Raw genomic sequence first — 25,104 nt, 5'->3', positions numbered from 1 at the left:
TCTGCAGGAAATTCGAGCAAACATTATCAATTTCATAAAATGATTCTATAATAGCGCCCATTCTTACTCGAGCTTATCCTGAAACTAACTAGTTGAAGGTTTAACCCGGGTTATTATTATTTTTGAGTCAAATTCTCCTCCGTGATTCGGCTTGTATATTCAGATTTAGCATCTTATCTGTCCGTGGTGGCACATAAGAATATTTAGGTATCCACATGGAAATTAAGGTCAATTATCTCGATAATCTTCGTCAGGAAGCTAAGTTCGATGACTTCACGGTAATCGCCGATCAGCCGATCCGCTATAAAGGTGATGGTTCTGCGCCAGGTCCATTTGATTATTTTCTGGCATCTTCTGCGTTGTGTGCAGCTTATTTTGTTAAAGTTTATTGTGCAGCGCGTGACATTCCAACCGACAATATCCGTCTGTCTCAAAACAATATCGTCGATCCTGAAAACCGCTACAAACAGATTTTTAAAATTCAGGTCGAGCTACCGGCTGATATCTCTGAAAAAGACCGTCAGGGGATTTTGCGTTCGATCGACCGCTGTACCGTCAAAAAAGTGATTCAAACTGGTCCTGAATTTGTTATTGAAGAAGTTGAGAGCATTGATGCCGATGCGCAGGCTTTGTTGATGCCAAATCTGGCTTCAGACAGCCTAACCTGTATTCCGGGTAAAGACTTACCACTTGAAGAAACTATTGCCAATATGTCTGCGATTCTGGCAGGCCTCGGCATGAAAATTGAAATTGCGTCTTGGCGTAACATTGTACCGAATGTCTGGTCATTGCATATTCGTGATGCCCAGTCACCGATGTGCTTTACCAATGGTAAAGGTTCAACCAAGGAAAGTGCGCTGGCATCTGCACTGGGTGAATTTATCGAGCGTCTGAACTGTAATTTCTTCTATAATGACCAGTTCTGGGGTGAAGATATTGCCAATGCAGAATTTGTGCATTATCCGGATGAAAAATGGTTCCAGCCGGGTCCAAATGGTGAGTTGCCAGCAGAAGTTTTAGATGAACATACCCGTGAAATTTATGATCCTGAAGATGAGTTACTAGGCACTCATCTTTATGACACTAACTCGGGCAATAAAGCACGTGGTATCTGTTCATTGCCATTTGTACGTCAGTCTGATGGTGAAACTGTATATTTCCCATCGAATCTGATTGAAAACCTGTATCTCAGTAATGGGATGAGCGCGGGCAATACCTTGGCTGAAGCTCAAGTGCAATGTCTGTCTGAGATTTTCGAACGTGCGGTTAAACGCGAAATTCTGGAAGGTGAACTGGCACTGCCGGATGTACCTGAACACGTATTGGCAAAATATCCAAAAATTGTTGAAGGCATTAAAGGCTTAGAAGAGCAAGGCTTTCCGGTACTGGTCAAAGATGCTTCTCTAGGCGGTCAGTTCCCGGTGATGTGCGTGACCTTGATGAACCCGCGTACAGGTGGTGTATTTGCTTCATTTGGTGCCCATCCTAACTTTGAAGTCGCTTTAGAACGCAGTTTGACTGAGCTGTTACAAGGCCGTAGTTTTGAAGGCCTGAATGATCTGCCAAAACCAACCTTCAGTTCAAATGCAGTTACTGAACCGAATAACTTCGTTGAGCACTTTATTGATTCAAGTGGTGTCGTATCTTGGCGTTTCTTCAGCGCAAAATCTGACTATGATTTTGTTGAGTGGGATTTCACCAATAATGGCCAAAACTCAAATGTCGATGAAGCGCAGGAATTGTTTACCATTCTTGAAGAGATGGGTCACGAAGTTTATATGGCGGTCTATCAGCATTTAGGTGCAACCGCTTGTCGTATTCTGGTACCGGGTTATTCTGAAATTTATCTGGTGGAAGATCTGGTTTGGGACAATACCAACAAGGCGCTGTTATATCGTGAAGATATTCTGAACCTGCATCGTCTGGATGACGAACAGCTAGAAGCTCTGGTTGAACGTCTGGAAGAAGCAGATGAAGATGATTACACCGAGATCCGTACCCTGATCGGGATTGAGTTTGACGAAAATACTGAATGGGGTCAGTTGACCATTCTGGAACTAAAACTCCTGATCTATATGGCTTTACAGCAATTTGAAGAAGCTAAAGATCTGGTCGAGCAGTTCCTGCAATACAATACGAATACCGTTGAACGTGGCCTGTTCTATCAATGCATGAATGTAGTGCTTGAAGTCATTCTGGACGATGAAATGGAACTGGAAGACTATGAACACAACTTCCGCCGTATGTTTGGCGATGCCCGTATGGATGCAGTCCTCGGTTCACTAGAAGGTACAGTACGTTTCTACGGTTTAGCTGAAACCAATATGCAGCTTGAAGGTCTGGATCGTCATCTGCGTTTAATTGATAGCTACAAGAAACTCCATGCAGCGCGCGCCAAGTTTGTAGCAGCGTAATAAGTGAAGATGATTAGCTGACTTTACTGGTCTTTAAATCTTTAAAAAATAGCCCATCTTAGAATGGGCTATTTTTTATATTGCTCTAACATTTTGCGAGTGTTTTAAAAAAGAAAAATAAAGGGCGATCATTGCCGCCCATTTTAATCTTAAATAACAGCTTAGATATTATTTAAAGTCAGAGAAATGTTATTGACCATATGAATCAGACGAGGACCGATTTCATTTTCCAGTTTTTCCTGATTGAGCAGATAGGTTGGTGCGCCGCAGTTAAAAGTCAAAATACCATGTTTAGGATGAATCAATGGCACTGCAACAGAGTTCACATCTTTGGCCCAATCACCGAGAGATAAGCAATAGCCATAATCCTGATAATCACGAATGGCGCGTTCTAAATTACGCTTAATGGTTGGCCATTGATCTTCATTTCTTTTCTTGATCGCATCGAACAGATATTCACGTTCTTTAACTTCCATCGCAGCCAGGCAGGCACGACCCATCGCACTACTATGAATAGGCAGGGTAGAGCCAACTGGACGACGCATGGTTAAAGTAGACTCTGTGTGAACGACTTCCAGATAAATCATGCTCAGGCGATCACGGGTTGCCATTGCCACTGGCGCTTGCGCATAACGTGACATTTCTTCCATAAATGGATATGCCTGTGTACGTGCCGAAATATTGCTTAGCGCCGCATAACCCAGAGCCAATACACCAACGTCCAACAGGTATTTGGTCGTATTCGGTAACTGTTTTAGATAACCTAAAGAAACCAACGTGCTGGTGATCCGGGCAACAGTCGGTTTTGGCAGATTAGTTAGCTGTGCAATTTCCTGGTTGCCCAGTAATTGATTCGTTGCGGAAAAACATCTGAGGATTTCTAAACCACGTGCAATAGATGCGATAAATTGTGGGTTATTTTCTCTATGAATATGTGAAATCGGATCTAAACGGATCTCATCAAAATTAGGTATTTCGCCAGTTTTATTTTTTGTCATGGTCAGAGCAATTAAAGGTAAATTAATAAATATGATAGCAATTAAATTTCACGATACAAAATAAAACACTTCTATTAATGATAAAAATAAATAAAAAAGTGCTCACTTTATCTGTATTTAAGTCAATTAGTGCTATTCAGCTAAAAACGATGCAGAATTTATAGGTTTTTGAGACCTGTAATGATTTTTAAGTATCTTTAGAAAATTTAAAGTTCGCCAGAAAAATTTCAGAAAAATGGGGCTAACCAAAACTAGAATCATCAGCACGATTTAATTGAAATGGTAATGCTCCCTAAAAATAATTGAACTTAAAAGTAGAAAATCGAATAGCCTTGACCTAAGGAGATTTTCTATGAAAACAACTAAATATTCGGACAGCTTAATCATGAGTATTTTGAAGCAAGCTGAAGCAGGTACTCCAGTGCCTAATCTATGCCGAGAACATGGCATGAGTTCTGCCACTTTTTACAAATGGAAGTCCAAATATGGCGGCATGGATCTTTCCATGATGACTCGACTTAAAGAGCTAGAGACAGAAAATGCCCGCCTAAAGCGCATGTATGCGGATGAACGTCTTAAAGCAGACATTCTTCAGGATGCACTGTCAAAAAAGTTATAAGGCCAACGCAACGCAAGTCACTTGCTCAACAAGCCGTTGAGCAATATAAGATATCAGTGAATAAGGCCTGTCTCATATTCCAAGTCAGTCAAACCTGTTATCGCTATATAGCTCAATTGAAGGAGCAGAATATGGTTATTGCAGATTGGCTGATTAAGCTCACCAATGAGAATAAGACTTGGGGATTTAAGCTTTGCTTTTTGTACCTGCGTAATGTCCAAGGCTACCCTTGGAATCACAAGCGTATTTATCGCATTTATAAGGAGCTTGAGCTTAACCTTCGGATTAAACCCAACAAACGCATTAAACGAATAAAGCCTGAAACTCTTGCAGTACCAGAAGCGCAGAATGAATCATGGTCAATGGACTTTATGCACGATCAACTCAGTGATGGCCGCAGTTACCGTGTGCACAACGTCATTGATGACTATAACCGTGAGTCATTAGATATCTTGATTGACTTCTCCTTACCCGCCGAACGAGTACTTCGAGGGTTGGATCAACTCATCGAATGGCGAGGTAAACCAAAACGAATCCGAAGTGACAATGGACCAGAGTACATCAGTGATTTAATGGAGGCATGGTGTAAGCAGCATGAAATTGAGCATGTATTTACCCAGCCTGGCAATCCACAACAAAATGCGTATGTAGAACGCTTCAATCGGACAGTACGTTATGAATGTTTAAATCAATATTTATTTCGAGAACTTGAAGATGTTCAAGACTATACAACAGCATGGCAACACTTTTATAATCATCAACGACCTCATATGTCAGTTGATGGTAAACCACCTAAATTTAAACAATGATAAAGGCTTCGATTTTTCTACTCATTAACTCAATTAAAAATGGGGGTATTACCAAATCTTGTTATCTCACTGCGCTTTTATAGAATCAATTATGATCTGATTCCGATCATTTAACTCTTTTCTAAATCTATTAACAATCTAAAAATTTCGCATTGTGAAATAAAATTCTAGCTATAATTTTTAATTAATGCTAGAAAAATTTGCTTTTTCGGTTAAAAAATAAAATTTTTAATAATTTTTCTTGCTCAAAATGAATTTTTATGATTATTTATTTCGTATTACGAAACTAAAATTAAAGGGTAAAGGAATTTACCCAGATGAACTAAATAACATGGAGATCCCTATGATTCGCGATCCGGAAATGCTCGAGCAACTTCTTTCGACTATTCGTAACTTTGTCAAAAATGAACTAGTTCCTTTAGAACATGAGGTTGAAGAAAGCAACGCGATTCCTGAGCGTATTGTCGAGCAGATGAAAGAATTAGGTCTGTTTGGCCTGACCATTCCAGAGGAATACGGCGGTTTAGGTATCACCATGGAAGAGGAAATTCTGGTCGCAATGGAATTAGGCCGTACATCAGCTGCATTCCGTTCTTTGATTGGAACCAATAACGGGATCGGTTCAAGCGGGATCGTGATTGACGGTACTGAAGAGCAAAAACAGAAATACCTGCCACGTTATGCGACTGGTGAAATCATTGGTTCATTCTGTTTAACTGAGCCGGATTCAGGTTCAGATGCAGCATCTTTAAAAACCAGCGCGGTTAAAGATGGCGATTACTATATTTTAAACGGTACCAAACGTTTTATTACCAATGCACCGCGTGCAACGACATTTACGGTGATGGCGCGTACCAATCCTGATATCAAAGGTGCAAGCGGCATTTCTGCATTCCTGGTAGAAGCGAATACACCGGGCCTAAGTCTGGGCAAAATTGATAAAAAAATGGGCCAACATGGTTCATACACTTGTGACGTGATTTTTGACAACTGTAAAGTTCATAAAGATCAGTTGATCGGTGGTGTTGAAGGCATTGGCTTTAAAACTGCAATGCGTGTTCTGGATAAAGGCCGTCTGCATATTGCTGGCTATAGCGTAGGTATGGCAGAGCGTATGCTGGAAGATGCTTTAAATTATGCAGTGGAACGTAAGCAGTTCGGTCAACCGATTGCGAATTTCCAGCTCATCCAAGGCATGCTGGCAGACTCTAAAGCTGAAATTTATGCAGCGAAATGTATGGTTCTAGATGCTGCCCGCCTGCGTGACGAAGGCAAGAATGTGACTACTGAATCTTCATGCGCGAAAATGTTTGCGACTGAAATGTGTGGCCGTGTAGCGGATCGCTGTCTGCAAATTCATGGTGGCGCGGGCTATATCAGTGAATATTCAATTGAACGTTTCTACCGTGATGTGCGTTTGTTCCGTCTGTATGAAGGTACAACTCAAATCCAGCAAATCATCATCGCACGTGAAATGATTAAACAAGCGACCGCGTAAACAGCAGATTTTAGAATATTGGAAATATTAAAATGAGCACAAGAATTAGATTTGACTGGCAAGATCCATTTTTACTGGAACAGCAACTGACTGAAGAAGAACGTATGATCCGTGACAGCGCGCATGCGTACTGTCAGGATAAGCTGATGCCACGTGTACTAGAACAGTTCCGTCATGAGAAAACAGATCCAACCATTTTCCGTGAAATGGGTGAACTCGGTCTGCTGGGTCCAACCATTCCTGAGCAATACGGCGGTGCCGGCTTAAATTATGTCAGCTATGGTCTGATTGCCCGTGAAGTAGAACGTGTGGATTCAGGTTATCGTTCTATGGCCAGTGTGCAAAGTTCTCTTGTGATGGTGCCAATCAATGAATTTGGTTCTGAAGAACAGAAACAGAAATATTTGCCAAAACTGGCGACCGGTGAATATATCGGCTGTTTCGGTCTGACTGAACCAGATCATGGTTCAGATCCGGGCAGCATGATTACCCGTGCCAAAAAAGTCGATGGTGGTTACCGTCTGACAGGCGCCAAAATGTGGATTACCAACAGTCCGATTGCTGATGTCTTTGTGGTTTGGGCAAAAGAAGTGTCTCCTGAAGGCAATGTCGGTGATATTCGCGGCTTTATTTTAGAAAAAGGCTGGGAAGGGCTTTCTGCACCAGCGATTCACGGTAAAGTTGGCTTACGTGCTTCGATCACCGGTGAAATCGTGATGGACAATGTTTTTGTTCCAGAAGAAAACGCATTCCCGGAAATTCGTGGTCTAAAAGGTCCATTTACCTGTCTGAATAGTGCCCGTTACGGTATTGCTTGGGGTGCGATGGGTGCAGCTGAATTCTGTTGGCATACAGCGCATCAATACACCATGGACCGTAAACAGTTCGGTCGTCCATTGGCTGCCAATCAGTTAATTCAGAAAAAACTGGCAGACATGCAAACTGAAATTGCGCTGGGTCTGCAAGTGGCATTACGTTTTGGTCGCATGAAAGATGAAGGCATTGCTTCAATAGAAGGTACATCCCTGATCAAACGTAATAATTGTGGTAAAGCTTTAGACATTGCCCGTTTAGCGCGTGACATGATGGGCGGTAACGGGATCTCTGATGAATTCGGTGTAGCTCGTCATCTGGTGAACCTGGAAGTGGTCAATACTTATGAAGGTACCCATGATGTACATGCCCTAATTCTAGGTCGTGCTCAAACAGGTATTGCTGCATTCTCCAACTAAATGCAGATCAACTTCTAGCCAGCAATGCTGGCTAGTTTGTTTTGGCTGACTTCAATTGAAGTCAGACAATCCAGTTCTAGGATGGTTTTTTAAAATCTAGTCAGTTTCAGAATTAGAGATCAATCAAACATTCTATGTTTCATTTAATTAATTAGGTGAAACATAAACTTCTAAAAGGCACAGGAGTGCCAGCAAAGTGTAAAGGACATTATGAATACGCTTAATTCACAACAAAACCTTCTACCAGAAGAAAATATGCCTAAGAAAAAGGTCTGGATTCTGGCTTTTATCTTTTCATTTTTAGCGTTATTGGTAGATGGTGCAGATCTTGCACTATTAGCCTACAGTCTAACCAGCCTCAAACAAGAATTTTCTTTAAGTAGTATTCAGGCAGGTGCACTTGGTAGCTGGACACTTGCTGGTATGGCCATTGGTGGCTTTTTTGGTGGCTGGGCTTGTGACCGCTTCGGGCGAGTTCGGGTGATTGTTGTTGCGATCGCTTTATTCTCTTCATTAACCTTCTGGCTGGGCTTTACTCAAAGCTATGAAGAATTCAAATGGTTGCGATTCTTTTCAGCAATTGGCTTAGGAGCCCTCTATATTGCCTGTAATACTCTAATGGCAGAGTATGTGCCAACAAAATATCGTTCTACAGTACTTGCTGCTTTAATGACAGGTTGGACACTTGGTTCAGTTGTTGCCACTGTACTTGCAGGATGGCTGCTTCCAGAACTAGGCTGGCGTTACCTTTACTATATTGGCATTGTTCCGATTGTTCTTGCCATTGGCATGTTCTTCCTGGTACCAGAACCACAAGCCTGGTTAAAGACACGTCAAGAAAGATTGGCAGCCAAAGCCAGCGGCGTAGTGCAGGAAAAACCGAAGAATACGTTTAAAATGATTTTTGCCGATGCTTTAAGCCGTCGCATGTTCATCCTCTGGTCGTTCAGCACCGCATTCTTACAGTTTGGTTATTACGGCGTAAGTAACTGGTTACCGGCTTATCTGGAATCAGACTTAGGTATCAAATTTAAAGAAATGACCACCTATATGATTGGGACCTTCCTGATCATGATGTGTACCAAAGTGATCGCGGGCATTATTGCGGATAAAATTGGTCGTCGTGCAGTATTTGCTTTCGGTACCATGGGCACCGCAATCTTTATTCCCATCATTGTCTTTGGTAATACACCAGACAACATCTTATGGCTGATGCTGTTTTTCGGATTCCTTTACGGTATTCCATATGGCATTAACGCGACTTATATGACTGAAAGTTTCTCTACCAAAGTCCGTGGTACAGCTACAGGTGGCGCTTATAACATTGGCCGTCTAGGCGCAGTATTGGCACCTTTAACCATCGGTTATTTTGCGCAAGGTGGCTCAATTGGTACAGGTCTACTCATCATGAGTGTGGCTTATTTTATTTGTGGTTTGATCCCAGCGATTTTCATTAAAAACCGTTTGTTTGACCCACAAAAAGCTGACTAATTGATTAATCAAACATTTATAAAGACAGGAAGATGCTAGGAAGCAATTAAATGAATAAAATCACACAGGATATCGAAACCATACTCAAGCAGATTCCAGATGGTGCGCATATTATGACCAGTGGCTTCGGTCTGGCAGGACAGCCAATCGAACTGATTGAAGCTTTGATTGATATTGCTCCTAAAGATCTGACTATTATTAATAATAATGCTGCTTCTGGTGACCGTGGTCTAACCAACCTGTTATTGTCAGGACTGGTGAAAAAAATGATCTGTTCATTTCCTCGTGCCAATAATTCCAAGGTGTTTGAAGAGCTGTATAAAGCTGGAAAAGTAGAGTTAGAACTGGTGCCACAAGGCAACTTGGCTTGCCGTATTCAGGCAGCAGGTGCAGGTTTGGGTGCTATTTTTACACCTACAGGATACGGCACTAAGATTGCTGAAGGCAAAGAAACCCGTCATATCAATGGTAAGGATTATGTGTTGGAATATCCAATTCATGCGGACTATGCCTTAGTTTATGGCAATCAGGCTGATCAATGGGGCAATTTAACCTATCGTAAAGCAGCCCGAAACTTTGGCCCGTTAATGGCGAAAGCAGCCAAAACCACGATTGCCCAAGTGCATGAAATTGTAGAACTAGGCGAGCTTGATCCAGAGATTATCGTAACACCAGGTATTTTTGTGCAGCATGTGGTGAAGGTAGGAGATATTAAATAATGACAATTCAAAAACGTACACGTGAACAGATTGTAGAAAAAGTTGCACAGGATATTCCGACCGGTTCTTATGTGAATTTAGGCATTGGCTTACCAACACGCGTTGCTAGTTATTTAAAACCTGAACAGGATATTGTCCTGCATTCTGAAAATGGTGTTCTGGGTTTTACCGCTTTAACTGATCCTGAACAGGCTGATGATGATCTGATTAATGCTGGTAAAGAACTGGTCAGCATGCTCGATGGCGGTAGTTTTATGAACTCTGCAGATTCCTTCGATATTATGCGTGGCGGCCATTTAGATTTCTGCATTATGGGCGCCTTTCAGGTCGCCGTGAATGGTGATCTCGCTAACTGGCATACCGGTGCACTGGATGCGGTTCCAGCAGTGGGTGGTGCCATGGATCTGGTGGTTGGTGCTCGCTGTGTCTATGTTTGCATGGAACATGTCACAAAAAATGGCGAACCACGAATTGTGGAAGAGCTGAATTATCCAATTACTGGTAAAAACTGCGTTGACCGCATTTATACCGATTTGTGTATTATTGAACTCAAAGATAATCAGGCTTGGGTGCTAGAAATGGTGGATGGCTTGAGTTTCGAAGAACTTCAGCAACAGACAGGTTGCAAGTTACTTGATGGTCGTGCAGGTGCACAGTTAAAAGCATCTGTATAATAATTCTATTAATCATTTAAACATGATTAGAAATCGCAGCTTAGGCTGCGATTTTTATTAGATATTTTTTAAGCTAAAAGTGTCAACACACCCTAAATATTAAGATTTTAAATCAGGTTAAATTTTTAAATATCAAAAGATTAAATAAAACAATCGAAAAGGATTCTAGTAGAAGATAGTTCTTCTTATGCTGGATAATCCTGTCCTTTATTTCCCAGCATATAATTCTAAATAGAAACACAGGGCTAATATGTCAAATACTTTAAATATCTTTCATAAACCAAAAAATGATCGTAATCTTCATATTTAATGAATTTTGAAAGTTCCTTCTCCCTCTGGGAGAAGGTTAGGATGAGGGAATTTCTTTTTAATGATAAAAAATGATTTATGAAAGCAGCCTTTGTTAACTCAAACTAATATTCTATGAGTTCACAGTATTAAATTTTAGATTATTTATGATTGGGAGTGGATATTGACCAGATTGCGTTTGCGGCTTAAGTCATAGCGGTTAATACTAAATATGAGCAGGGCAAAGATAAATCCTAATGCGACACAGGCTGACCAACTATACATTTTCCATAGGTTTAGCGATAGAAATGCACCGATCCCGGCACCTGAAAAATAACAGGTCATATAGATTGCATTAATACGGGAACGGGCTTGTACCGAGATTCGATATACCAGATTCTGATTTAACACATGCAGTGAAGAAATCCCAAAATAAGCGGGAATTAATCCAATGATATACACCCATAAATAGCTTTGCGCAAAAAATAACGGAATCCAGGCCAGAATTAAACCCATGGTAGCAAGTTGTGCAACCCATTTTTCCCGATGTCGACCAATCATTTTACCGGTCCATTGTGATGACCAGATGCCAACCACACCAACAATACCCATTAACCCAATCTGGAAATCATTAAAATGATAGGGTGCTTCCGCCAGTACAAAAGTCATGGTGGTAAAAATAATACTCAGCATACCAAAGCCCAAACCACCAATGATGCTACGTCGGATCAGCATGGGTTCGGTTTTGGCAAAGGTAAATAGTGAACGATAAATCTGTAAGATACTCATTTGTAATTGGCTCTTCGCTTTAGGTAACTGATACCACATGGCGATACTGAGCAAGAGAATAGAACAGCCACTCAAAAGGTAGACTGCATGCCAGGACCATAGGGTAGAAATCAGTCCTGATACAGTCCGGGCAAACAGAATACCGACCAGTACGCCACTCATCAGCAGACCAACCACTTCAGCACTTTTTTCTCGTTGAGAAAGGTTGGCAGCAAAAGGAATCAGAATATGGGTGGTAATCGAACAAAAAGAAGCGAGCAGAGTAAAACCATACAGCATATGCAGATTGGTACTGGCAGAAAGTCCGATTAGCGCCAGTCCGGTACATAGCATGAGGCTACAAATATAGAGGCGTTTTTCAAACAAATCGCCTAAAGGCACAAACAAGAATAACCCAGTGGCATAACCAATCTGGGTTAAAACGACAGTCCAGCCAGACTCAGCCACACTGATATGCAGATCTTCTGCAATAGAATAAATTAATGGCTGGTTAAAATAGTTACAACCCGCGCAGAGTGCGCAGGTCATGGCCATCATAAACATAAATTTTCGTGAAATTTGCCCTTGGGCTGACATCCTTGTCTCCTAAGGCTTTAGAAACTATAAGTCGCTGATAAATTCACACGAGAAACATCCGCTTCTCGATTATCAAAAGTTTCACGTTTGCCGTGGTGATATTCTGCGCCCAGATTAACCTTTGGAACTGGAGAATAAATCACGTTAGCCACATAGTCAGTTAAACGTTTATTGGTTTCAGGATTCGCGCGTGCATAGTCGCTGGAATCATCAAAATCTACCACGCTGGCATTAATGCTGCTACGTAATTTCGGTGTAAATTTATGCGTAAAGCCGATATTCAAACTATTAAACTCATTGAGTAAAAGTTCATTATTGATTGGGTCGACTGAGTAATCTCCACCCCAGGCAGCACCATCTGTTGTTGAGCCTTGAGTCAAGAAAGCGGCAATTCGCTGGTCGCCGACCATATGAAAATAGTTACCCTGGATCGAGTTTTGATCATCGAGATGATAACGACCACCAAGACCTACACCCCAACCAACTTTTTCAATATCACCCGTATCTGTTTGCGCCTGCTTTTGATTGACAAAGCCTTGAGCTAATAAATGCAGCGGACCTGATTGATGAACATATTTAGTGGTTAAAGCAGGCAAGGCAGAAGAGCGATCGCCACCGGCCATATACTCCAGACCAACATTCCAAGTATTTTCCGGATCAAGTTTGAAAGCATAGCTGACTTGAGGCGTACGTAGGACCGATCCACCCAGTAATAAGCTGTAATCGACAGCTTCAGTACTAATTTCTGGTGTCGACATTAATGACCAGGCCTGACCAAAAGTCCAGTTATAGTATTTTAAATGTGCATGACGGATACGTAGTCCACCATCGCCTTTACCATTATTGGTCCAGAAGTCAGCTTCTAAACGTGCAGAAACATTTGGATTTCCACCCAAGTCTTTAGCCAGGAAACCAATTCGGCTGGCAGCAGCAGTAAAATCTGAACGGGTAGAGTCAGGTTCAGTAAAAGGCACTTTATTAATCTGGTTAATAGTACGGCCACGAGCTTCAGGGGTACTTTTGAAATCAACTGCGCCATCAAAGCGAATCAATCCATAAACATCGACATTATCCACCATCGAACTCAGCGTTTTAGAGTCTTGTGCTTTGGCTTCTTCTTGCTGGTTCTTTAACGCAAGTTGCGCGGCTTTCTGCTGTTCTAGTTCGGCTTGGATTTGCTTTAACTGTGATTCTAAAAACTGCATCCGGTCTTCTGACGCTTCTGCTGAAAATGCCTGTGCTGAAGCAATACCACATAATGTTGCTAAAACTAATTTTTTCATTTCTTAATCCCTAAAGAAATTTTCTGATATCTAAGAAGGAAAATCTTTCCTTGTCGTTGCTCTCATTGCTAAATGCAGAGATGCTGACTTTTGAATAATGAATACGAATCTCGTTCAACCAAGAAACATCCTGTTCAGGTCAAAGGGTATGTATTCGATATTTAAAGTCATAAAAATATAGATGAAGGAGGGCAGTAAATTTACCGCCCTCTTGAGTTAAAAGTTATTCAGCTTTTTGTGGATCGTATAAACGGTCCTTAATAAACAGGGCAGGAATCAAACCGCATAGGAAGTAAGCTGCACCCATCACCAATAGACCCGTACCGATCGAACCATTCATCGCAAGATAACCAATCGTAATTGGAGCGAAGATTGCACCGATACGACCAATATTGAACGCACCGCCAACTGCTGTACCACGTACTCCAGTAGGGAAACTTTCGGTTAGATAGGTTGCATTAATGGCATATGGAATACCGTACAGGAATCCGAAGATCAGCATCAGTACACCAATATTATCGGCATTGTGCATATACACCACGACAGGAATAAACAGCGCTGTTCCCATGGTGCCGAAAGCAAATACGATACGACGACCAATTTTGTCAGCCACATAACCTGCAATGATTTTGGCGAACATCATGGTGATAAAAGTACCCACCATGTATAGCGCCATTTCCTTGAATTTAATGCCTAATTCAGCTTCAAGATAACTTGGTAACCAGTTGCTTACACCGAAATAACCGAATAGCAGGAAACCAGAGCTGAAAGACCAAAGGATGAACATCTTGCCATGGGTTTTATCTTTAAGAATGGTGATATATGGGTTGCCTTTTTTGGCATCATTATCCACGATCTGACCAGTTCTTTTCATTTCACGGACACGTTTCCATGATTCTGGCTCTGGCACCATAAAGTGCATTAGGATACCTAAAGCTAATGGAGCAATCGTGATCCAGTACAGCATACGCCAGCCGAATTCGGGAATGATCCAGCCTGAAATCATGGTAATCACCAATGATCCTAAAGTGAAACCGGTCATCAATGTTGCCAGTACTGTAGTACGGTATTTGGTCGGTACGTATTCTGACATCAGGGTATTACAGGCAATATATAAACAGCCCAAACCTAAGCACGAAAGGGTACGTAAAATCGCAAACTCTTGATAAGACTGGGCAAAACCTGAATAGGCAGACAAGATTGAGAAGGAAATAGTAGCCAATACGATGACACGTACACGTCCAAACTTGTCACAGGCCCATCCGCCAATAAAGCCACCGATCCCCATACCCAAAAGAGAATAACTTCCCAAGGCACCGGCCTGTACAGAAGTCAGCCCCCATTCTGCTTTCAAACTGGTTAAGCTGAAAGCCAGAATACCAATGTCTGCACCGTCACATAATAAAATCAAAAAAGCGAAGACAAAGGCCGTCATCCACAGGCGTTTAGGTGCCTGCTTAATGGTGCCGTCGGAGGAGACCCCCGTTTTAGTTTCCTCAGCTACGATGGTATCGCTTGTCATTCTTATATCCTCTATATATTAAAGTAGCATTCCTCTGCTACCGCTAAATCCATTTTCTTCCTCACGGAAAAGCATTTTCGTCATCTAAGGTCTAAGCGTCTGTGCGCATTCGCCCTGTTACGATCAGGCTGGATCTGATTTTTCCGTTTCACCTTGAGTGAAAATCACTGAACAACGTAGTATCCTTATGACGGAAATTAATTTTTTTATTTTGTATTGTGGTTAATATTTATATAAATGAATAACCAAAATTCGAATTAAATAATTAATTCCGTATTGCGAAATCAATTAATCATAAAATAGCCAACTGAACAAGAGTTTTTACTCTAATTTTTATTAAAAAATAACTTTTTTACGTTTTTGAGAGAAAAAATCTTGATTTATGGGTTTAGAAACCGTAGTTTTATATAAAATAAAATTTCGCTATACAAAATAAATGGAGATTTTTGATGGAACAGGTAGTTCAAGTAGAGCAAATCTCGACACATGTGGCGATGGTCAAGATCCATCGTCCAGAAGCTAAAAATGCCCTGAATACAGAAGTGCGCCAGAAACTGGCTGCGGCTTTTCTGCAATTGAATGACGATGAAAATATCCGTGCCATTATTCTCACTGGCGGTGAAACTGATTTCGCTGCAGGCGCTGACCTTAAAGAATTAGCCAATGCTGAAACGATCCAGATGATGCAACGTCGTACTGAGCGTTACTGGCAAGCCATTGCGCAGTGTTCAAAGCCGGTGATTGCAGCAGTAAACGGTTATGCATTGGGCGGTGGCTGTGAACTGGCGATGCATGCGGACATTATTATTGCCGGAAAAAGTGCCCAGTTCGGTCAGCCTGAAGTCAAAGTAGGGGTAATGCCGGGTGCGGGTGGTACACAGCGTTTATTCCGTGCCGTGGGTAAATTCCATGCGATGCGTATCATCATGACGGGTTGTCTGGTACCAGCGCCGGAAGCTTATCAGATTGGCCTGGTGTCTCAAGTAACGGAAGACAGTGAAACCCTGGCAACAGCAATCAAAATGGCTGAAGGTCTGGCAAAAATGCCGCCAATCGCGCTTGAACAAATCAAGGAAGTGGCTTTACTGGCTGAAGATGTGCCACTCAATGCTGGCTTAATGCTGGAACGTAAATCTTTCCAGATGCTGTTTTCTTCAGAAGATCAAAAAGAAGGTATGCAAGCCTTTATCGAAAAACGTAAACCAAATTATCAGGGACGATAAGCATGAGCATTCAAATTCAGAAAATCGGTATTATTGGCGTAGGCACCATGGGTGCGGGCATTGCCCAGATCGCAATTCAATCTGGTCATGATGTGGTGCTGTTTGATGCCAAAGCGGGTGCTGCTGAACAGGCACAGGAAAAGCTGGCTAAAACATTAGATACCCTGGCTGATAAAGGTAAATTCAGCCATGAAAAAGCTGCTGAAGATCTTGCTCATTTATCCATTGCCCAGCAGATCGAAGACCTGAAAGATTGCGATTTAATCGTTGAAGCGATTATTGAAAATCTGGAAATCAAACAAAAGCTGATGCAGCAACTGGAAGGTATCGTAAAACCGGAAGCAATTCTGGCATCCAATACATCTTCACTGTCTATCAGTGCGATTGCCGCCAATTGCAGCCAACCGGAACGCGTTGCCGGTTATCACTTCTTTAACCCGGTTCCACTGATGAAAGTGGTTGAGGTCATTGAAGGCTTTAATACCCGTGCTGATATTGTGGATGCGCTTACTCAGTTATCTACAAAAATGGGACATCGCCCGGTAAAAGCCAAAGATACCCCAGGATTTATCATTAACCATGCTGGTCGTGCCTTTGGTAGTGAAGCCTATGCGATTCTGAATGAAAATGTCACTCCATTTTATGACATTGACCGCATCTATCGTGACGGCATCGGTTTCAAGATGGGACCATTCGAGTTAGGCGATCTGACCGGAATGGATGTATCTCATCCGGTAAGTGAATCAATTTATCACCAATACTATGAAGAAACACGTTACCGCCCAAGCGTGATTACCCGCCAGCGTTTTATTGCTAAACAGCTAGGCCGTAAAACTGGTAAAGGTTTTTACGATTATACCTCGGGGAGCAAAGTAGGTGATGTGGCTCCAACCTTGGTTGAAAAGCTGGATCAATATCCATCGGTTTGGCTGGGTACAGAATATAACGAAGACCGTCAAGCGCTTGAGCAATATCTACAGCAGTTCAACATCCAGATCGAGCAGACTGACGCACCTTCAGCAGATGCTTTAATTTTAATTGCGACTTATGGTGAAGATGCCACTTCAGCAGCAGTTCGTTATCAAGTGTCTCCGCAGCAAGTAGTCTGCATTGATCTGCTTTACGGCTTAAATAAACACCGTACCTTGATGCCAACGTTTGTGACCAAAGCTGAACTGATAAATGCAGCGCAATCTATTTTCAATCTGGATGGTGTGACTGCAAGCACAATTCAGGAAAGCGTCGGTTTTGTAGCGCAACGTGCTTTGGCCATGATTGTGAATCTTGGCTGTGATATTGCCCAGCAAGGTGTTGCAACCGTAGAAGATATCAATGTTGCCGTGAAGTTAGGCCTTGGTTATCCATATGGCCCAATTGAATGGGGCGATGTACTGGGTGCGGAAAAAATTCTGAAAATTTTAGACCGCATGACTGCAATTACCCGTGACCAGCGTTACCGCCCAAGTCCTTGGTTGCGCCGCCGCGTTCAGCTGGGTTTACCTCTTATTCATACTACACATTGATTAAAAAGTTAAAGGAATAACACTCATGTTAAATGCCTATATTTATGATGGTTTACGTTCTCCAATCGGTCGCCATGCAGGAAGCCTGGCAACTGTACGTCCAGATGATCTGGCAGCAACAGTCATTAAAAATCTGCTAGAAAAAACCGGTATTCCAGCAGCTGACGTAGAAGATGTGATCTTTGGTAGCACCAACCAGGCCGGTGAAGACAGCCGTAACGTGGCTCGTTTTGCGGCACTGCTTGCAGGTATGCCTGTGACCGTTCCAGGTCAAACTGTAAACCGTCTTTGTGCTTCAGGCTTGGGCGCTGTGATTGATTCAGCACGTGCCATTACCGCAGGTGAAGGCGAGCTGTATATTGCAGGTGGTGTAGAAAGTATGACGCGTGCACCGTTTGTAATGGGTAAAGCTGAAAGCGCGTATTCACGTGATGCCAAAATCTATGACACCACGATTGGTACACGTTTCCCAAACCGTAAATTTACTGATCAGTTTGGCGCGCACAGCATGCCAGAAACAGGTGATAACGTCGCTGAAGAGTTTGGCATTACGCGTGAACAGGCAGATACTTTTGCTGCTGCATCACAAGCGAAATATCAAGCTGCAAAAGAAGCAGGTTTCTTTGAAGGTGAAATTACCCCAATTGAAGTTTCACAAGGGCGTAAATTACCGCCTAAATTAGTGACTGAAGATGAACATCCACGTCCATCTTCGACATTTGAAGCATTATCCAAGTTAAAACCGCTTTTCGAAGGTGGTGTAGTCACTGCGGGTAATGCATCAGGTATCAATGACGGCGCTGCAGCACTGATTATCGGCAGTGAAAAAGTTCAGGAACAGTATGGCTTAAAACCTTTAGCTCGTATTCTGTCTTCTGCAGCCGCTGGCATTGAGCCACGCATCATGGGCGCAGGTCCAATCGAAGCAATCAAAAAAGCCGTTAAACGTGCAGGTTTGACGCTAGATGACATGGACATTATCGAGATCAATGAAGCATTTGCCAGCCAGGTGTTATCTTGCCTGAAAGGTCTGGATGTTGCATTTGATGATCCGCGTGTGAATCCAAACGGTGGTGGTATTGCGATTGGCCATCCATTGGGCTGTTCAGGTGCGCGTTTGGCCTTAACCGTCGCACGTCAATTACAGCGTACTGGTAAAAAATATGCCGTGATTAGTTTATGTATCGGTCTGGGTCAAGGCCTGGCGATGGTGATTGAAAACCCTGAAGCTGCATAACAGCTTTACTCATCGTATTAATGCCATGTATAGATAATATACATGGCATTTTTTATTAGACTATTTATATAGAAATAAAAATCCCTGCATATCGCAGGGATTAATTAAATCAGCGTAAGGACTATTTGCGGTCAGTGACCAATAAAGTTGCTGAACCAAAGGCATAAATTTTACCGTCTTTGTCGACAATTCGGCCTTCTGAGGTCAGCACATTGCGTCCGATCCGGATCACTTCACCAATGGCTGTATAAGTTTCACCATTTTTCATGGCTTTGAGCATTTTAACATTCAGGTCAATAGTGGAAAAACTGACACCAGCATCAACTGTGGTATGCACTGCTGCACCAGTTACGCTATCCAGAACAGTGGCGCAAAATCCACCATGAATGCCGCCTTGCAGATTGAAGTGACGTTCATCTGGATAAACTTCATATTCCACATAGTTTTCATGGACGACACTGAGTTTCATGGGAATCAGTTGTCCCATCGCTGAACCAGGCAATTCGCCATTTTTAATTGCGGTTAGATATTCAAGTCCATTCATTTGAGCTGTAGTCATATCGTTTCCCTTTAATAAAATATTTCGCTTTATGAAATAATATTCTGTTTTTATAAAATTATGATATAACAGATAGTGATCGAAATGCTATATTTTTCTAGGATGGAATGATGACAATAAAAAATCTCGTTACAGCTGCTGAATGGCAGGCACGCTGTGAACTGGCAGCGCTTTATCGCATTATTGCGCATTATCGGATGACTGACCTGATTGATACCCATATCAGTTTAAGAGTTCCAGATCAGCCTGACTGCTTTCTGATTAATCAATATGGGGTCGCATTTGAAAAAATGCGTGCTTCAACGCTGGTGAAGATTAATCATGAAGGACAGGTGGTAGAAAGCTATGAACAAGACAAGCCAGTCAATATGGCAGGCTTCGTGATTCATTCTGCGATTCATGAAGCACATCCTCATCTGAATTGTGTCATTCACACCCATACCGCGGATGGAATTGCTGTTTCTGCACAGAAACACGGGCTTCTCCCAATTTCCCAGCACGCCATGAAATTTTATCAGCATGTGGCTTATCACGAATATGAAGGCGTTGCGCTCTCAACTGACGAACAAGAACGCTTGATTCAGGACTTGGGCGACCATCGTGCCATGATTTTACGCAATCACGGACTATTAACGGCTGGGGAGACCATTGCACGGGCTTTTCATGAAATTTATTTTCTGGAACGCGCCTGTCAGGCACAGGTGAAAGCCTTAAGCGGCGGTGCTGAATTGCATTATCCAGCAGAAGAAGTCCGAATTAAAACAGCCAAGCAGTTCGCGAGTCCTCTCATTGAACCGATATTACAGCGTGCCTGGCAGGCCGCTTTGTCCTTGATTGAGCATCAATATACGGAGTATGCATCATGATTGTTATTTCCAGTTCTGTACCGAATATTGAGGCCATTTTAGTCAAGTCTTTTCAAAAATATGCGCCTGCAGGCAGTTTCTGTACAGTGGACAGCCCTGAAGCTGAACGGGCAACCACAGTTGCTGCCTGGTTTCCAGATCTGGAAAAAGTACAGCAGCTACCAAAGCTTGGCCTGATTCATTCGATTGCTGCTGGGGTAGAACATTTAAACTTAAATGCTGTACGCCCAGATCAAGCCGTTTGCCGGGTACTGGATCCACATCATCAAAAAGGCATGTTTGATTATCTGCTTTGGGGCGTGCTGTATTTTCAGCGTTATTTTGACCTCATGATCCAGCAGCAAAAGCAGCAGCTGTGGAAGCAATATCGCCAGAGCTATAGCCATCATATCCAGATCGGGATTATGGGACTGGGACATATGGGCGGATACGTAGCAGAACGCTTTGTTGACATGGGCTATCAAGTCTCTGGTTGGTCGAATTCCCCAAAAGATATTAATCAAGTTAAAAGTTATGTGGGCCAAGAACAGCTTTCCGAGTTCCTGGCTCAAAGTCAGATTTTGATTAACCTGCTACCCCTTACCGAAGAAAATACCGGGATTCTTTCTGCTGAATTATTTCAGCAACTGCCTGAACAGGCAGCTTTGATTAATGTCGGGCGTGGCCAGCATTTAATCGAGCAGGATTTATTGGATGCACTGGATTCTGGTCATCTGCGTGGTGCGATTGTTGATGTATTTGAGCAGGAACCGCTACCTGCTGACCATCAACTCTGGCAGCACGAAAAAATTGTGGTGACACCACATGTGGCCTCACATGCCCCAATGTCTGTGGTGGTAGAGCAGATTCTGGAAAATGACCGCCGTTTAAATCAAGGCCTGGATTTGTGTCATCAGGTGGATGTCAATAAAGGCTATTAATTGTAGGGATACAGATAAAAAATAAGGAAATTGATGATGTGGGAAATGATTCAGACTCAGGTTCAGCAAGGCGTCGCTACTTTAAGTTTTAATCGGCCAGATTCACTGAACAGTTTTAACCGGCAAATGCATGAGGAAGTGCAACAGGTTTTGAAAAGCTGGAATACGAATCCGGATATTCGGGTGATTGTGATTCTGGGTAATGGCCGGGCATTTTCTGCGGGGCAGGATTTAAAAGAACGGGCTGGACAGCTTGGCAATGTACCTTTGCCACCAGAGGGTTCGCTGGCTAAATACTATAATCCTTTGATCAACCTGATTCGCAAAAGCCCTAAACCTGTGATTGCAGCGGTAAATGGTGTGGCTGCCGGTGCAGGGGCTAATATCGCACTGGCTTGCGATCTGGTCATTGCCAAGGAAAGTGCCAAATTTATTCAAGCCTTTTCTAAAATCGGCTTAATTCCTGATGCCGGCGGTACCTGGATGTTGCCGCGTTTAATTGGTTATGCACGCGCTATGGCATTAACCTTACTCGGTGAACCTGTGCATGCCAAAGAGGCTGCTGAAATGGGCATGATCTGGAAAATGATCCCTGATGCAGAATTTGATGCTTATATCGAAGAACTTGCACAGCGACTGGCACAACAGCCGACCTATGCACTGGCTTTAACTAAACAGGCGCTGCAACGCAGTGCTGAAAATAGCATGGATCAGCAACTGGAGCTGGAACAAAACCTGCAATATCTGGCCCTGAGTAGTCAGGATTATAAAGAAGGTGTACAGGCCTTTGTCGAAAAACGCCCCGCACAATTTACCGGGCGCTAAGGAGAGCATTCATGAAAATTCAAACGCGTATTACCCAGCTTTTAGGCATTCGTTATCCGATTATTCAGGGCGGCATGATGTGGGTCGGTACTGCAGAAATGGCCAGTGCAGTCTCCAATGCAGGTGGTTTGGGAACGCTGACGGCATTGACACAACCCACACCTGAAGCGCTGACCAAGGAAATTGCACGCTGCCGTGAAATGACAGATCAGCCTTTTGCAGTAAATCTGACTTTATTGCCCGCTGTAAACCCACCGCCGTATGCCGAATATCGACAGGCTATTATTGAAAGTGGAATCAAGATTGTAGAAACGGCAGGCAACAAACCACATGAACACATTGAAGCCTTTAAACAGCATGGCATCATTGTGATTCATAAATGTACCTCGGTACGTCATGCACTTTCAGCACAAAGAATCGGCGCGGATGTGATCTCGATTGACGGTTTTGAATGTGCTGGTCATCCGGGTGAAGACGATATTCCCGGACTGATTCTGATTCCAGCAGCCGTTGATCAACTCACTGTACCGATTGTAGCCAGTGGTGGTTTTGCGGATGGTCGTGGCTTGGTGGCAGCACTTGCTTTAGGTGCAGAAGGCATCAATATGGGAACACGTTTCTGTGCCACACAAGAAGCGCCGATCCATCCAAATATCAAGCAGTTTTATGTCGACAATGATGAACGGGCAACGCATCTGCTTTACCGTCAGTTCAGGAATACTGCGCGTGTTGCGAAGAATGCAGTATCTGATCTCGTCGTTAAAATGGGTGAAGATCCAAATCTGGAATTTGAACAGATTCGCCCTTATGTCAGTGGCTTAAAAGGCAAGCTGGCTTTGGAAAATGGCGATGTTAATGCAGGCATACTGACAGCAGGTCAAGTAATGGGATTGATCCATGACATTCCAACCTGTCAAATGCTGATTGACACTATCATGCAAGAAGCAGAACAGATTGTTCAGCAACATTTGGCTCAGTTTTTCCCGCGCTAGATCGTTTCATTTTGGTCATTTAATCAAAAGCCATTCATTACCGAATGGCTTTTTTATACCAAAGTTTTAATTTTTTAAATGTGATTTTTTATGTCATGACTAGATTTTATCCATGAACTTATATTATATTCGACCTAAAACATAATTTCGTATTATGAAATTAATTGTCATAAATATACAAATTAGAACTCATACAAGGGAATTACGATGAGAAATTATATTGCGCCATTAAAAGACATGAAGTTTGTCCTGAAAGATCTGCTCAATGTTGAACAGAAATACACAGGCTATGCAAAGTTTGCAGACAAAGTTTCTATGGATATTATGGAACAATATCTGGAAGTCGCTGCGGACTTTTGCCAAAACGAACTTCTGCCAATTAATGCAACAGGCGACCAGCAGGGCTGTCGTTTGCAGGATGGCGTCGTAACTACACCGGATGGTTTTAAAGCGGCTTATGACAAATATGTAGAACTTGGCTTTACCTCACTAACCGGCGATGAAAAATATGGCGGCCAAGGCTTCCCGACTTTATACCGTATTGCCATTTCAGAAATTATCACAGCGACCAACTGGTCTTGGGGTATGTATCCAGGCCTGTCACATGGTGCGATGCGTACCTTGGAACATCATGGTAGCGACGAACAGAAACAGAAATTCCTGGTACCTTTAATTGCAGGCCGCTGGACAGGCACCATGTGTTTAACTGAATCACATGCGGGTTCTGATCTGGGCCTGATCCGTACCAAAGCGGTGCCAAAGGAAGATGGCAGCTACAGCATCAGCGGTGAGAAAATCTTTATTTCTGCAGGTGAGCATGATCTGGCTGAAAATATCGTGCATATTGTGTTAGCACGCTTACCGGATGCGCCTGCCGGCACCAAAGGTATTTCACTGTTCATCGTGCCTAAATACAATCTGGATGAAGCTGGGAATGTGGCTTCTCGCAATGGCGTGGTGTGTAGCGCGATTGAACACAAGATGGGTATTCATGGCAATGCGACCTGTGTGCTGAATTTTGACAATGCCAAAGGCTTCCTGATCGGGCCTGAAAACCGCGGCTTGAACTGCATGTTTACCTTTATGAACTCTGCGCGTATTGGAACGGCGATTCAGGGTCTTGCTGCAGCTGAATCTTCTTATCAAGGTGCATTGGCTTATGCCAAAGACCGTCTGGCGATGCGTTCACTTGAAGGTGCGAAAGAGCCAAATCTGCCTGCGGATCCAATCATCGTGCATCCGGCAGTACGTAATATGTTACTGACTCAGAAAGTATTTGCAGAAGGTTCACGTGCCTTGGCTTATTATCTGGCTACGTATGCAGATATTGCTGAAGCAACAGATAATTCTGAAGAGAAAAAAGCCGCAGAAGATCGTCTGGCATTATTAACCCCAATTGCTAAAGCATTAATGACTGAAACGGGTGTAGAAGCAGCCAAACACGGTATGCAGGTCTTTGGTGGACACGGCTATATTGCTGAACATGGCATGGAACAGATTGCCCGTGATGCACGTATTGCTAGCCTCTATGAAGGCACCACTGAAATTCAGTCTATTGATTTACTGGCTCGTAAAGTGCTGGGTTCGAAACTAGGTTTATTGACTGCATTAACAGATGAGATTCAGGGCTTTGTAAAAGAACATCAGCAACATGCCCAGTTCAACCAGCAAGTGGCACAAGTGAGCCAGTTGACTGAGCAATGGCTAGAATTAACCAAAACCATTCAGTCTCAGGCGCAACAGTCTGCCAATGAAATCGGTGCGGCATCAGTCGATTACTTATATTTCTCTGGTTATGTAGTGTCTTCATATTTATGGCTAAAAATGGCGATTACGGCTCAGCAAAAGATTGAAGAAGGCAATACTGATCCGTTCTATGCAGCGAAGATCAAAACCGCACAATTCTTCTTTGCACGTATTCTGCCAAGAACTTCAACCCACATTGCCAATATTCAGGCCGGTGGTGAGAGCTTGTTCCTACTGACTCCTGAAGAGTTTAAATTCGATTAATCCTTTTACCCACGATCAATCTCTCGATCGTGGGTCT

At 42.9% G+C, this 25,104-nt stretch carries 20 protein-coding genes; 15 read left to right on the top strand and 5 right to left on the bottom strand.

The annotated features are described in order from the left end of the window. Positions 1–215 precede the first annotated feature (215 nt). Complete coding sequence (locus FOC32_RS12160; protein ID WP_175967650.1) at positions 216–2,414, top strand: OsmC domain/YcaO domain-containing protein; 2,199 nt, start codon at positions 216–218, stop codon at positions 2,412–2,414. Positions 2,415–2,575: 161 nt separating this feature from the next. Here FOC32_RS12160 and FOC32_RS12155 read toward each other — a convergent pair whose 3' ends face one another. Further along, on the bottom strand, positions 2,576–3,412 hold the full coding sequence (locus tag FOC32_RS12155) for an IclR family transcriptional regulator (protein WP_004785687.1): 837 nt from the start codon (positions 3,410–3,412) through the stop codon (positions 2,576–2,578). A 352-nt stretch (positions 3,413–3,764) separates the two neighbouring features. Here FOC32_RS12155 and FOC32_RS12150 point away from each other — a divergent pair. From FOC32_RS12150 to FOC32_RS12125, 6 genes are all read left to right on the top strand, one after another. Further along, positions 3,765–4,840, top strand: a protein-coding gene (locus FOC32_RS12150) for an IS3 family transposase (RefSeq protein ID WP_175965977.1) whose coding sequence is annotated in 2 segments (ribosomal slippage) — positions 3,765–4,017 and positions 4,017–4,840 — 1,077 coding nt in all. Because the reading frame shifts where the segments join, the coding sequence is not laid out codon by codon here. Positions 4,841–5,183: 343 nt separating this feature from the next. After that, a complete protein-coding gene (locus tag FOC32_RS12145) occupies positions 5,184–6,338 on the top strand; it encodes an acyl-CoA dehydrogenase family protein (protein WP_034171043.1) in 1,155 nt (384 codons plus the stop codon). A 32-nt stretch (positions 6,339–6,370) separates the two neighbouring features. Next, positions 6,371–7,570 (top strand): acyl-CoA dehydrogenase, encoded by a 1,200-nt coding sequence (locus FOC32_RS12140; RefSeq protein WP_175967648.1) that lies wholly within the window; start codon positions 6,371–6,373, stop codon positions 7,568–7,570. 210 nt (positions 7,571–7,780) lie between these two features. Beyond that, positions 7,781–9,061 carry an MFS transporter gene (locus FOC32_RS12135; protein ID WP_175967646.1) on the top strand — a complete coding sequence of 427 codons (1,281 nt, stop codon included), beginning with the start codon at positions 7,781–7,783 and terminating at the stop codon, positions 9,059–9,061. A 50-nt stretch (positions 9,062–9,111) separates the two neighbouring features. Then, on the top strand, positions 9,112–9,780 hold the full coding sequence (locus tag FOC32_RS12130; protein WP_175967644.1) for a 3-oxoacid CoA-transferase subunit A: 669 nt from the start codon (positions 9,112–9,114) through the stop codon (positions 9,778–9,780). Next, positions 9,780–10,454, top strand: a complete 675-nt coding sequence (locus tag FOC32_RS12125; RefSeq protein WP_175967643.1) for a 3-oxoacid CoA-transferase subunit B — start codon at positions 9,780–9,782, stop codon at positions 10,452–10,454. The genes FOC32_RS12130 and FOC32_RS12125 overlap by 1 nt, the downstream gene beginning before the upstream one ends. Positions 10,455–10,907: 453 nt before the next feature. On the opposite strand, the gene FOC32_RS12120 is transcribed toward FOC32_RS12125, so the two are convergent. From FOC32_RS12120 to FOC32_RS12110, 3 genes are all read right to left on the bottom strand, one after another. After that, entirely contained in the window at positions 10,908–12,107 is a 1,200-nt protein-coding gene (locus tag FOC32_RS12120; RefSeq protein WP_175967642.1) for an MFS transporter, read from the bottom strand. 17 nt (positions 12,108–12,124) lie between these two features. Next, positions 12,125–13,390: a DcaP family trimeric outer membrane transporter gene (locus FOC32_RS12115; RefSeq protein WP_175967641.1), complete on the bottom strand. Its 1,266-nt coding sequence runs from the start codon at positions 13,388–13,390 to the stop codon at positions 12,125–12,127. A 223-nt stretch (positions 13,391–13,613) separates the two neighbouring features. Continuing rightward, positions 13,614–14,912 carry an MFS transporter gene (locus FOC32_RS12110; protein WP_034170871.1) on the bottom strand — a complete coding sequence of 433 codons (1,299 nt, stop codon included), beginning with the start codon at positions 14,910–14,912 and terminating at the stop codon, positions 13,614–13,616. 449 nt (positions 14,913–15,361) lie between these two features. Between FOC32_RS12110 and FOC32_RS12105 the strand changes: the two genes are divergently transcribed. The 3 genes from FOC32_RS12105 to FOC32_RS12095 are packed head-to-tail and all read left to right on the top strand — an operon-like array spanning position 15,362 to position 18,895. Then, positions 15,362–16,135, top strand: coding sequence for an enoyl-CoA hydratase (locus tag FOC32_RS12105; RefSeq protein WP_004785705.1), 774 nt, complete (start codon positions 15,362–15,364; stop codon positions 16,133–16,135). A gap of 2 nt (positions 16,136–16,137) precedes the next feature. Then, positions 16,138–17,658, top strand: coding sequence for a 3-hydroxyacyl-CoA dehydrogenase (locus tag FOC32_RS12100; protein ID WP_175967640.1), 1,521 nt, complete (start codon positions 16,138–16,140; stop codon positions 17,656–17,658). A gap of 25 nt (positions 17,659–17,683) precedes the next feature. Continuing rightward, positions 17,684–18,895 (top strand): 3-oxoadipyl-CoA thiolase, encoded by a 1,212-nt coding sequence (locus FOC32_RS12095; RefSeq protein WP_005235695.1) that lies wholly within the window; start codon positions 17,684–17,686, stop codon positions 18,893–18,895. Positions 18,896–19,016: 121 nt separating this feature from the next. Here the strand turns inward: FOC32_RS12095 and FOC32_RS12090 are convergent, their stop codons facing one another. After that, entirely contained in the window at positions 19,017–19,454 is a 438-nt protein-coding gene (locus tag FOC32_RS12090) for a PaaI family thioesterase (RefSeq protein WP_004785711.1), read from the bottom strand. Between the two features lie 110 nt (positions 19,455–19,564). On the opposite strand from FOC32_RS12090, the gene FOC32_RS12085 reads away from it, so the two are divergent. The 5 genes from FOC32_RS12085 (at position 19,565) to FOC32_RS12065 (ending at position 25,067) form a co-directional block, all read left to right on the top strand. Beyond that, positions 19,565–20,320 carry a class II aldolase/adducin family protein gene (locus FOC32_RS12085; protein ID WP_004785712.1) on the top strand — a complete coding sequence of 252 codons (756 nt, stop codon included), beginning with the start codon at positions 19,565–19,567 and terminating at the stop codon, positions 20,318–20,320. After that, entirely contained in the window at positions 20,317–21,240 is a 924-nt protein-coding gene (locus FOC32_RS12080; RefSeq protein WP_175967639.1) for a 2-hydroxyacid dehydrogenase, read from the top strand. Before FOC32_RS12085 ends, FOC32_RS12080 begins: the two co-directional genes overlap by 4 nt. A 36-nt stretch (positions 21,241–21,276) precedes the next feature. Beyond that, positions 21,277–22,065, top strand: coding sequence for an enoyl-CoA hydratase-related protein (locus tag FOC32_RS12075; protein ID WP_005235693.1), 789 nt, complete (start codon positions 21,277–21,279; stop codon positions 22,063–22,065). 11 nt (positions 22,066–22,076) lie between these two features. Then, a complete protein-coding gene (locus FOC32_RS12070) occupies positions 22,077–23,057 on the top strand; it encodes an NAD(P)H-dependent flavin oxidoreductase (RefSeq protein ID WP_175967638.1) in 981 nt (326 codons plus the stop codon). A 207-nt stretch (positions 23,058–23,264) separates the two neighbouring features. After that, positions 23,265–25,067, top strand: a complete 1,803-nt coding sequence (locus FOC32_RS12065; RefSeq protein ID WP_175967637.1) for an acyl-CoA dehydrogenase C-terminal domain-containing protein — start codon at positions 23,265–23,267, stop codon at positions 25,065–25,067. The last annotated feature ends 37 nt before the right edge of the window (positions 25,068–25,104 follow it).

Source organism: Acinetobacter sp. FDAARGOS_724, from assembly GCF_013364475.1.
GTDB lineage: Bacteria > Pseudomonadota > Gammaproteobacteria > Pseudomonadales > Moraxellaceae > Acinetobacter > Acinetobacter variabilis.
This window is presented reverse-complemented; position numbering and strand designations above follow the sequence as displayed.

Excerpts from the sequence above, each read along its gene's own strand:
- FOC32_RS12115 (WP_175967641.1), bottom strand. The coding sequence starts at position 13,390 with ATGAAAAAATTAGTTTTAGCAACATTATGTGGTATTGCTTCAGCACAG.
- FOC32_RS12120 (WP_175967642.1), bottom strand. The coding sequence starts at position 12,107 with ATGTCAGCCCAAGGGCAAATTTCACGAAAATTTATGTTTATGATGGCC.
- FOC32_RS12160 (WP_175967650.1), top strand. The coding sequence starts at position 216 with ATGGAAATTAAGGTCAATTATCTCGATAATCTTCGTCAGGAAGCTAAG.
- FOC32_RS12110 (WP_034170871.1), bottom strand. The coding sequence starts at position 14,912 with ATGACAAGCGATACCATCGTAGCTGAGGAAACTAAAACGGGGGTCTCC.
- FOC32_RS12125 (WP_175967643.1), top strand. The coding sequence starts at position 9,780 with ATGACAATTCAAAAACGTACACGTGAACAGATTGTAGAAAAAGTTGCA.
- FOC32_RS12135 (WP_175967646.1), top strand. The coding sequence starts at position 7,781 with ATGAATACGCTTAATTCACAACAAAACCTTCTACCAGAAGAAAATATG.
- FOC32_RS12090 (WP_004785711.1), bottom strand. The coding sequence starts at position 19,454 with ATGACTACAGCTCAAATGAATGGACTTGAATATCTAACCGCAATTAAA.
- FOC32_RS12155 (WP_004785687.1), bottom strand. The coding sequence starts at position 3,412 with ATGACAAAAAATAAAACTGGCGAAATACCTAATTTTGATGAGATCCGT.
- FOC32_RS12095 (WP_005235695.1), top strand. The coding sequence starts at position 17,684 with ATGTTAAATGCCTATATTTATGATGGTTTACGTTCTCCAATCGGTCGC.
- FOC32_RS12140 (WP_175967648.1), top strand. The coding sequence starts at position 6,371 with ATGAGCACAAGAATTAGATTTGACTGGCAAGATCCATTTTTACTGGAA.
- FOC32_RS12085 (WP_004785712.1), top strand. The coding sequence starts at position 19,565 with ATGACAATAAAAAATCTCGTTACAGCTGCTGAATGGCAGGCACGCTGT.
- FOC32_RS12080 (WP_175967639.1), top strand. The coding sequence starts at position 20,317 with ATGATTGTTATTTCCAGTTCTGTACCGAATATTGAGGCCATTTTAGTC.
- FOC32_RS12145 (WP_034171043.1), top strand. The coding sequence starts at position 5,184 with ATGATTCGCGATCCGGAAATGCTCGAGCAACTTCTTTCGACTATTCGT.
- FOC32_RS12070 (WP_175967638.1), top strand. The coding sequence starts at position 22,077 with ATGAAAATTCAAACGCGTATTACCCAGCTTTTAGGCATTCGTTATCCG.
- FOC32_RS12105 (WP_004785705.1), top strand. The coding sequence starts at position 15,362 with ATGGAACAGGTAGTTCAAGTAGAGCAAATCTCGACACATGTGGCGATG.
- FOC32_RS12065 (WP_175967637.1), top strand. The coding sequence starts at position 23,265 with ATGAGAAATTATATTGCGCCATTAAAAGACATGAAGTTTGTCCTGAAA.
- FOC32_RS12100 (WP_175967640.1), top strand. The coding sequence starts at position 16,138 with ATGAGCATTCAAATTCAGAAAATCGGTATTATTGGCGTAGGCACCATG.
- FOC32_RS12130 (WP_175967644.1), top strand. The coding sequence starts at position 9,112 with ATGAATAAAATCACACAGGATATCGAAACCATACTCAAGCAGATTCCA.
- FOC32_RS12075 (WP_005235693.1), top strand. The coding sequence starts at position 21,277 with ATGTGGGAAATGATTCAGACTCAGGTTCAGCAAGGCGTCGCTACTTTA.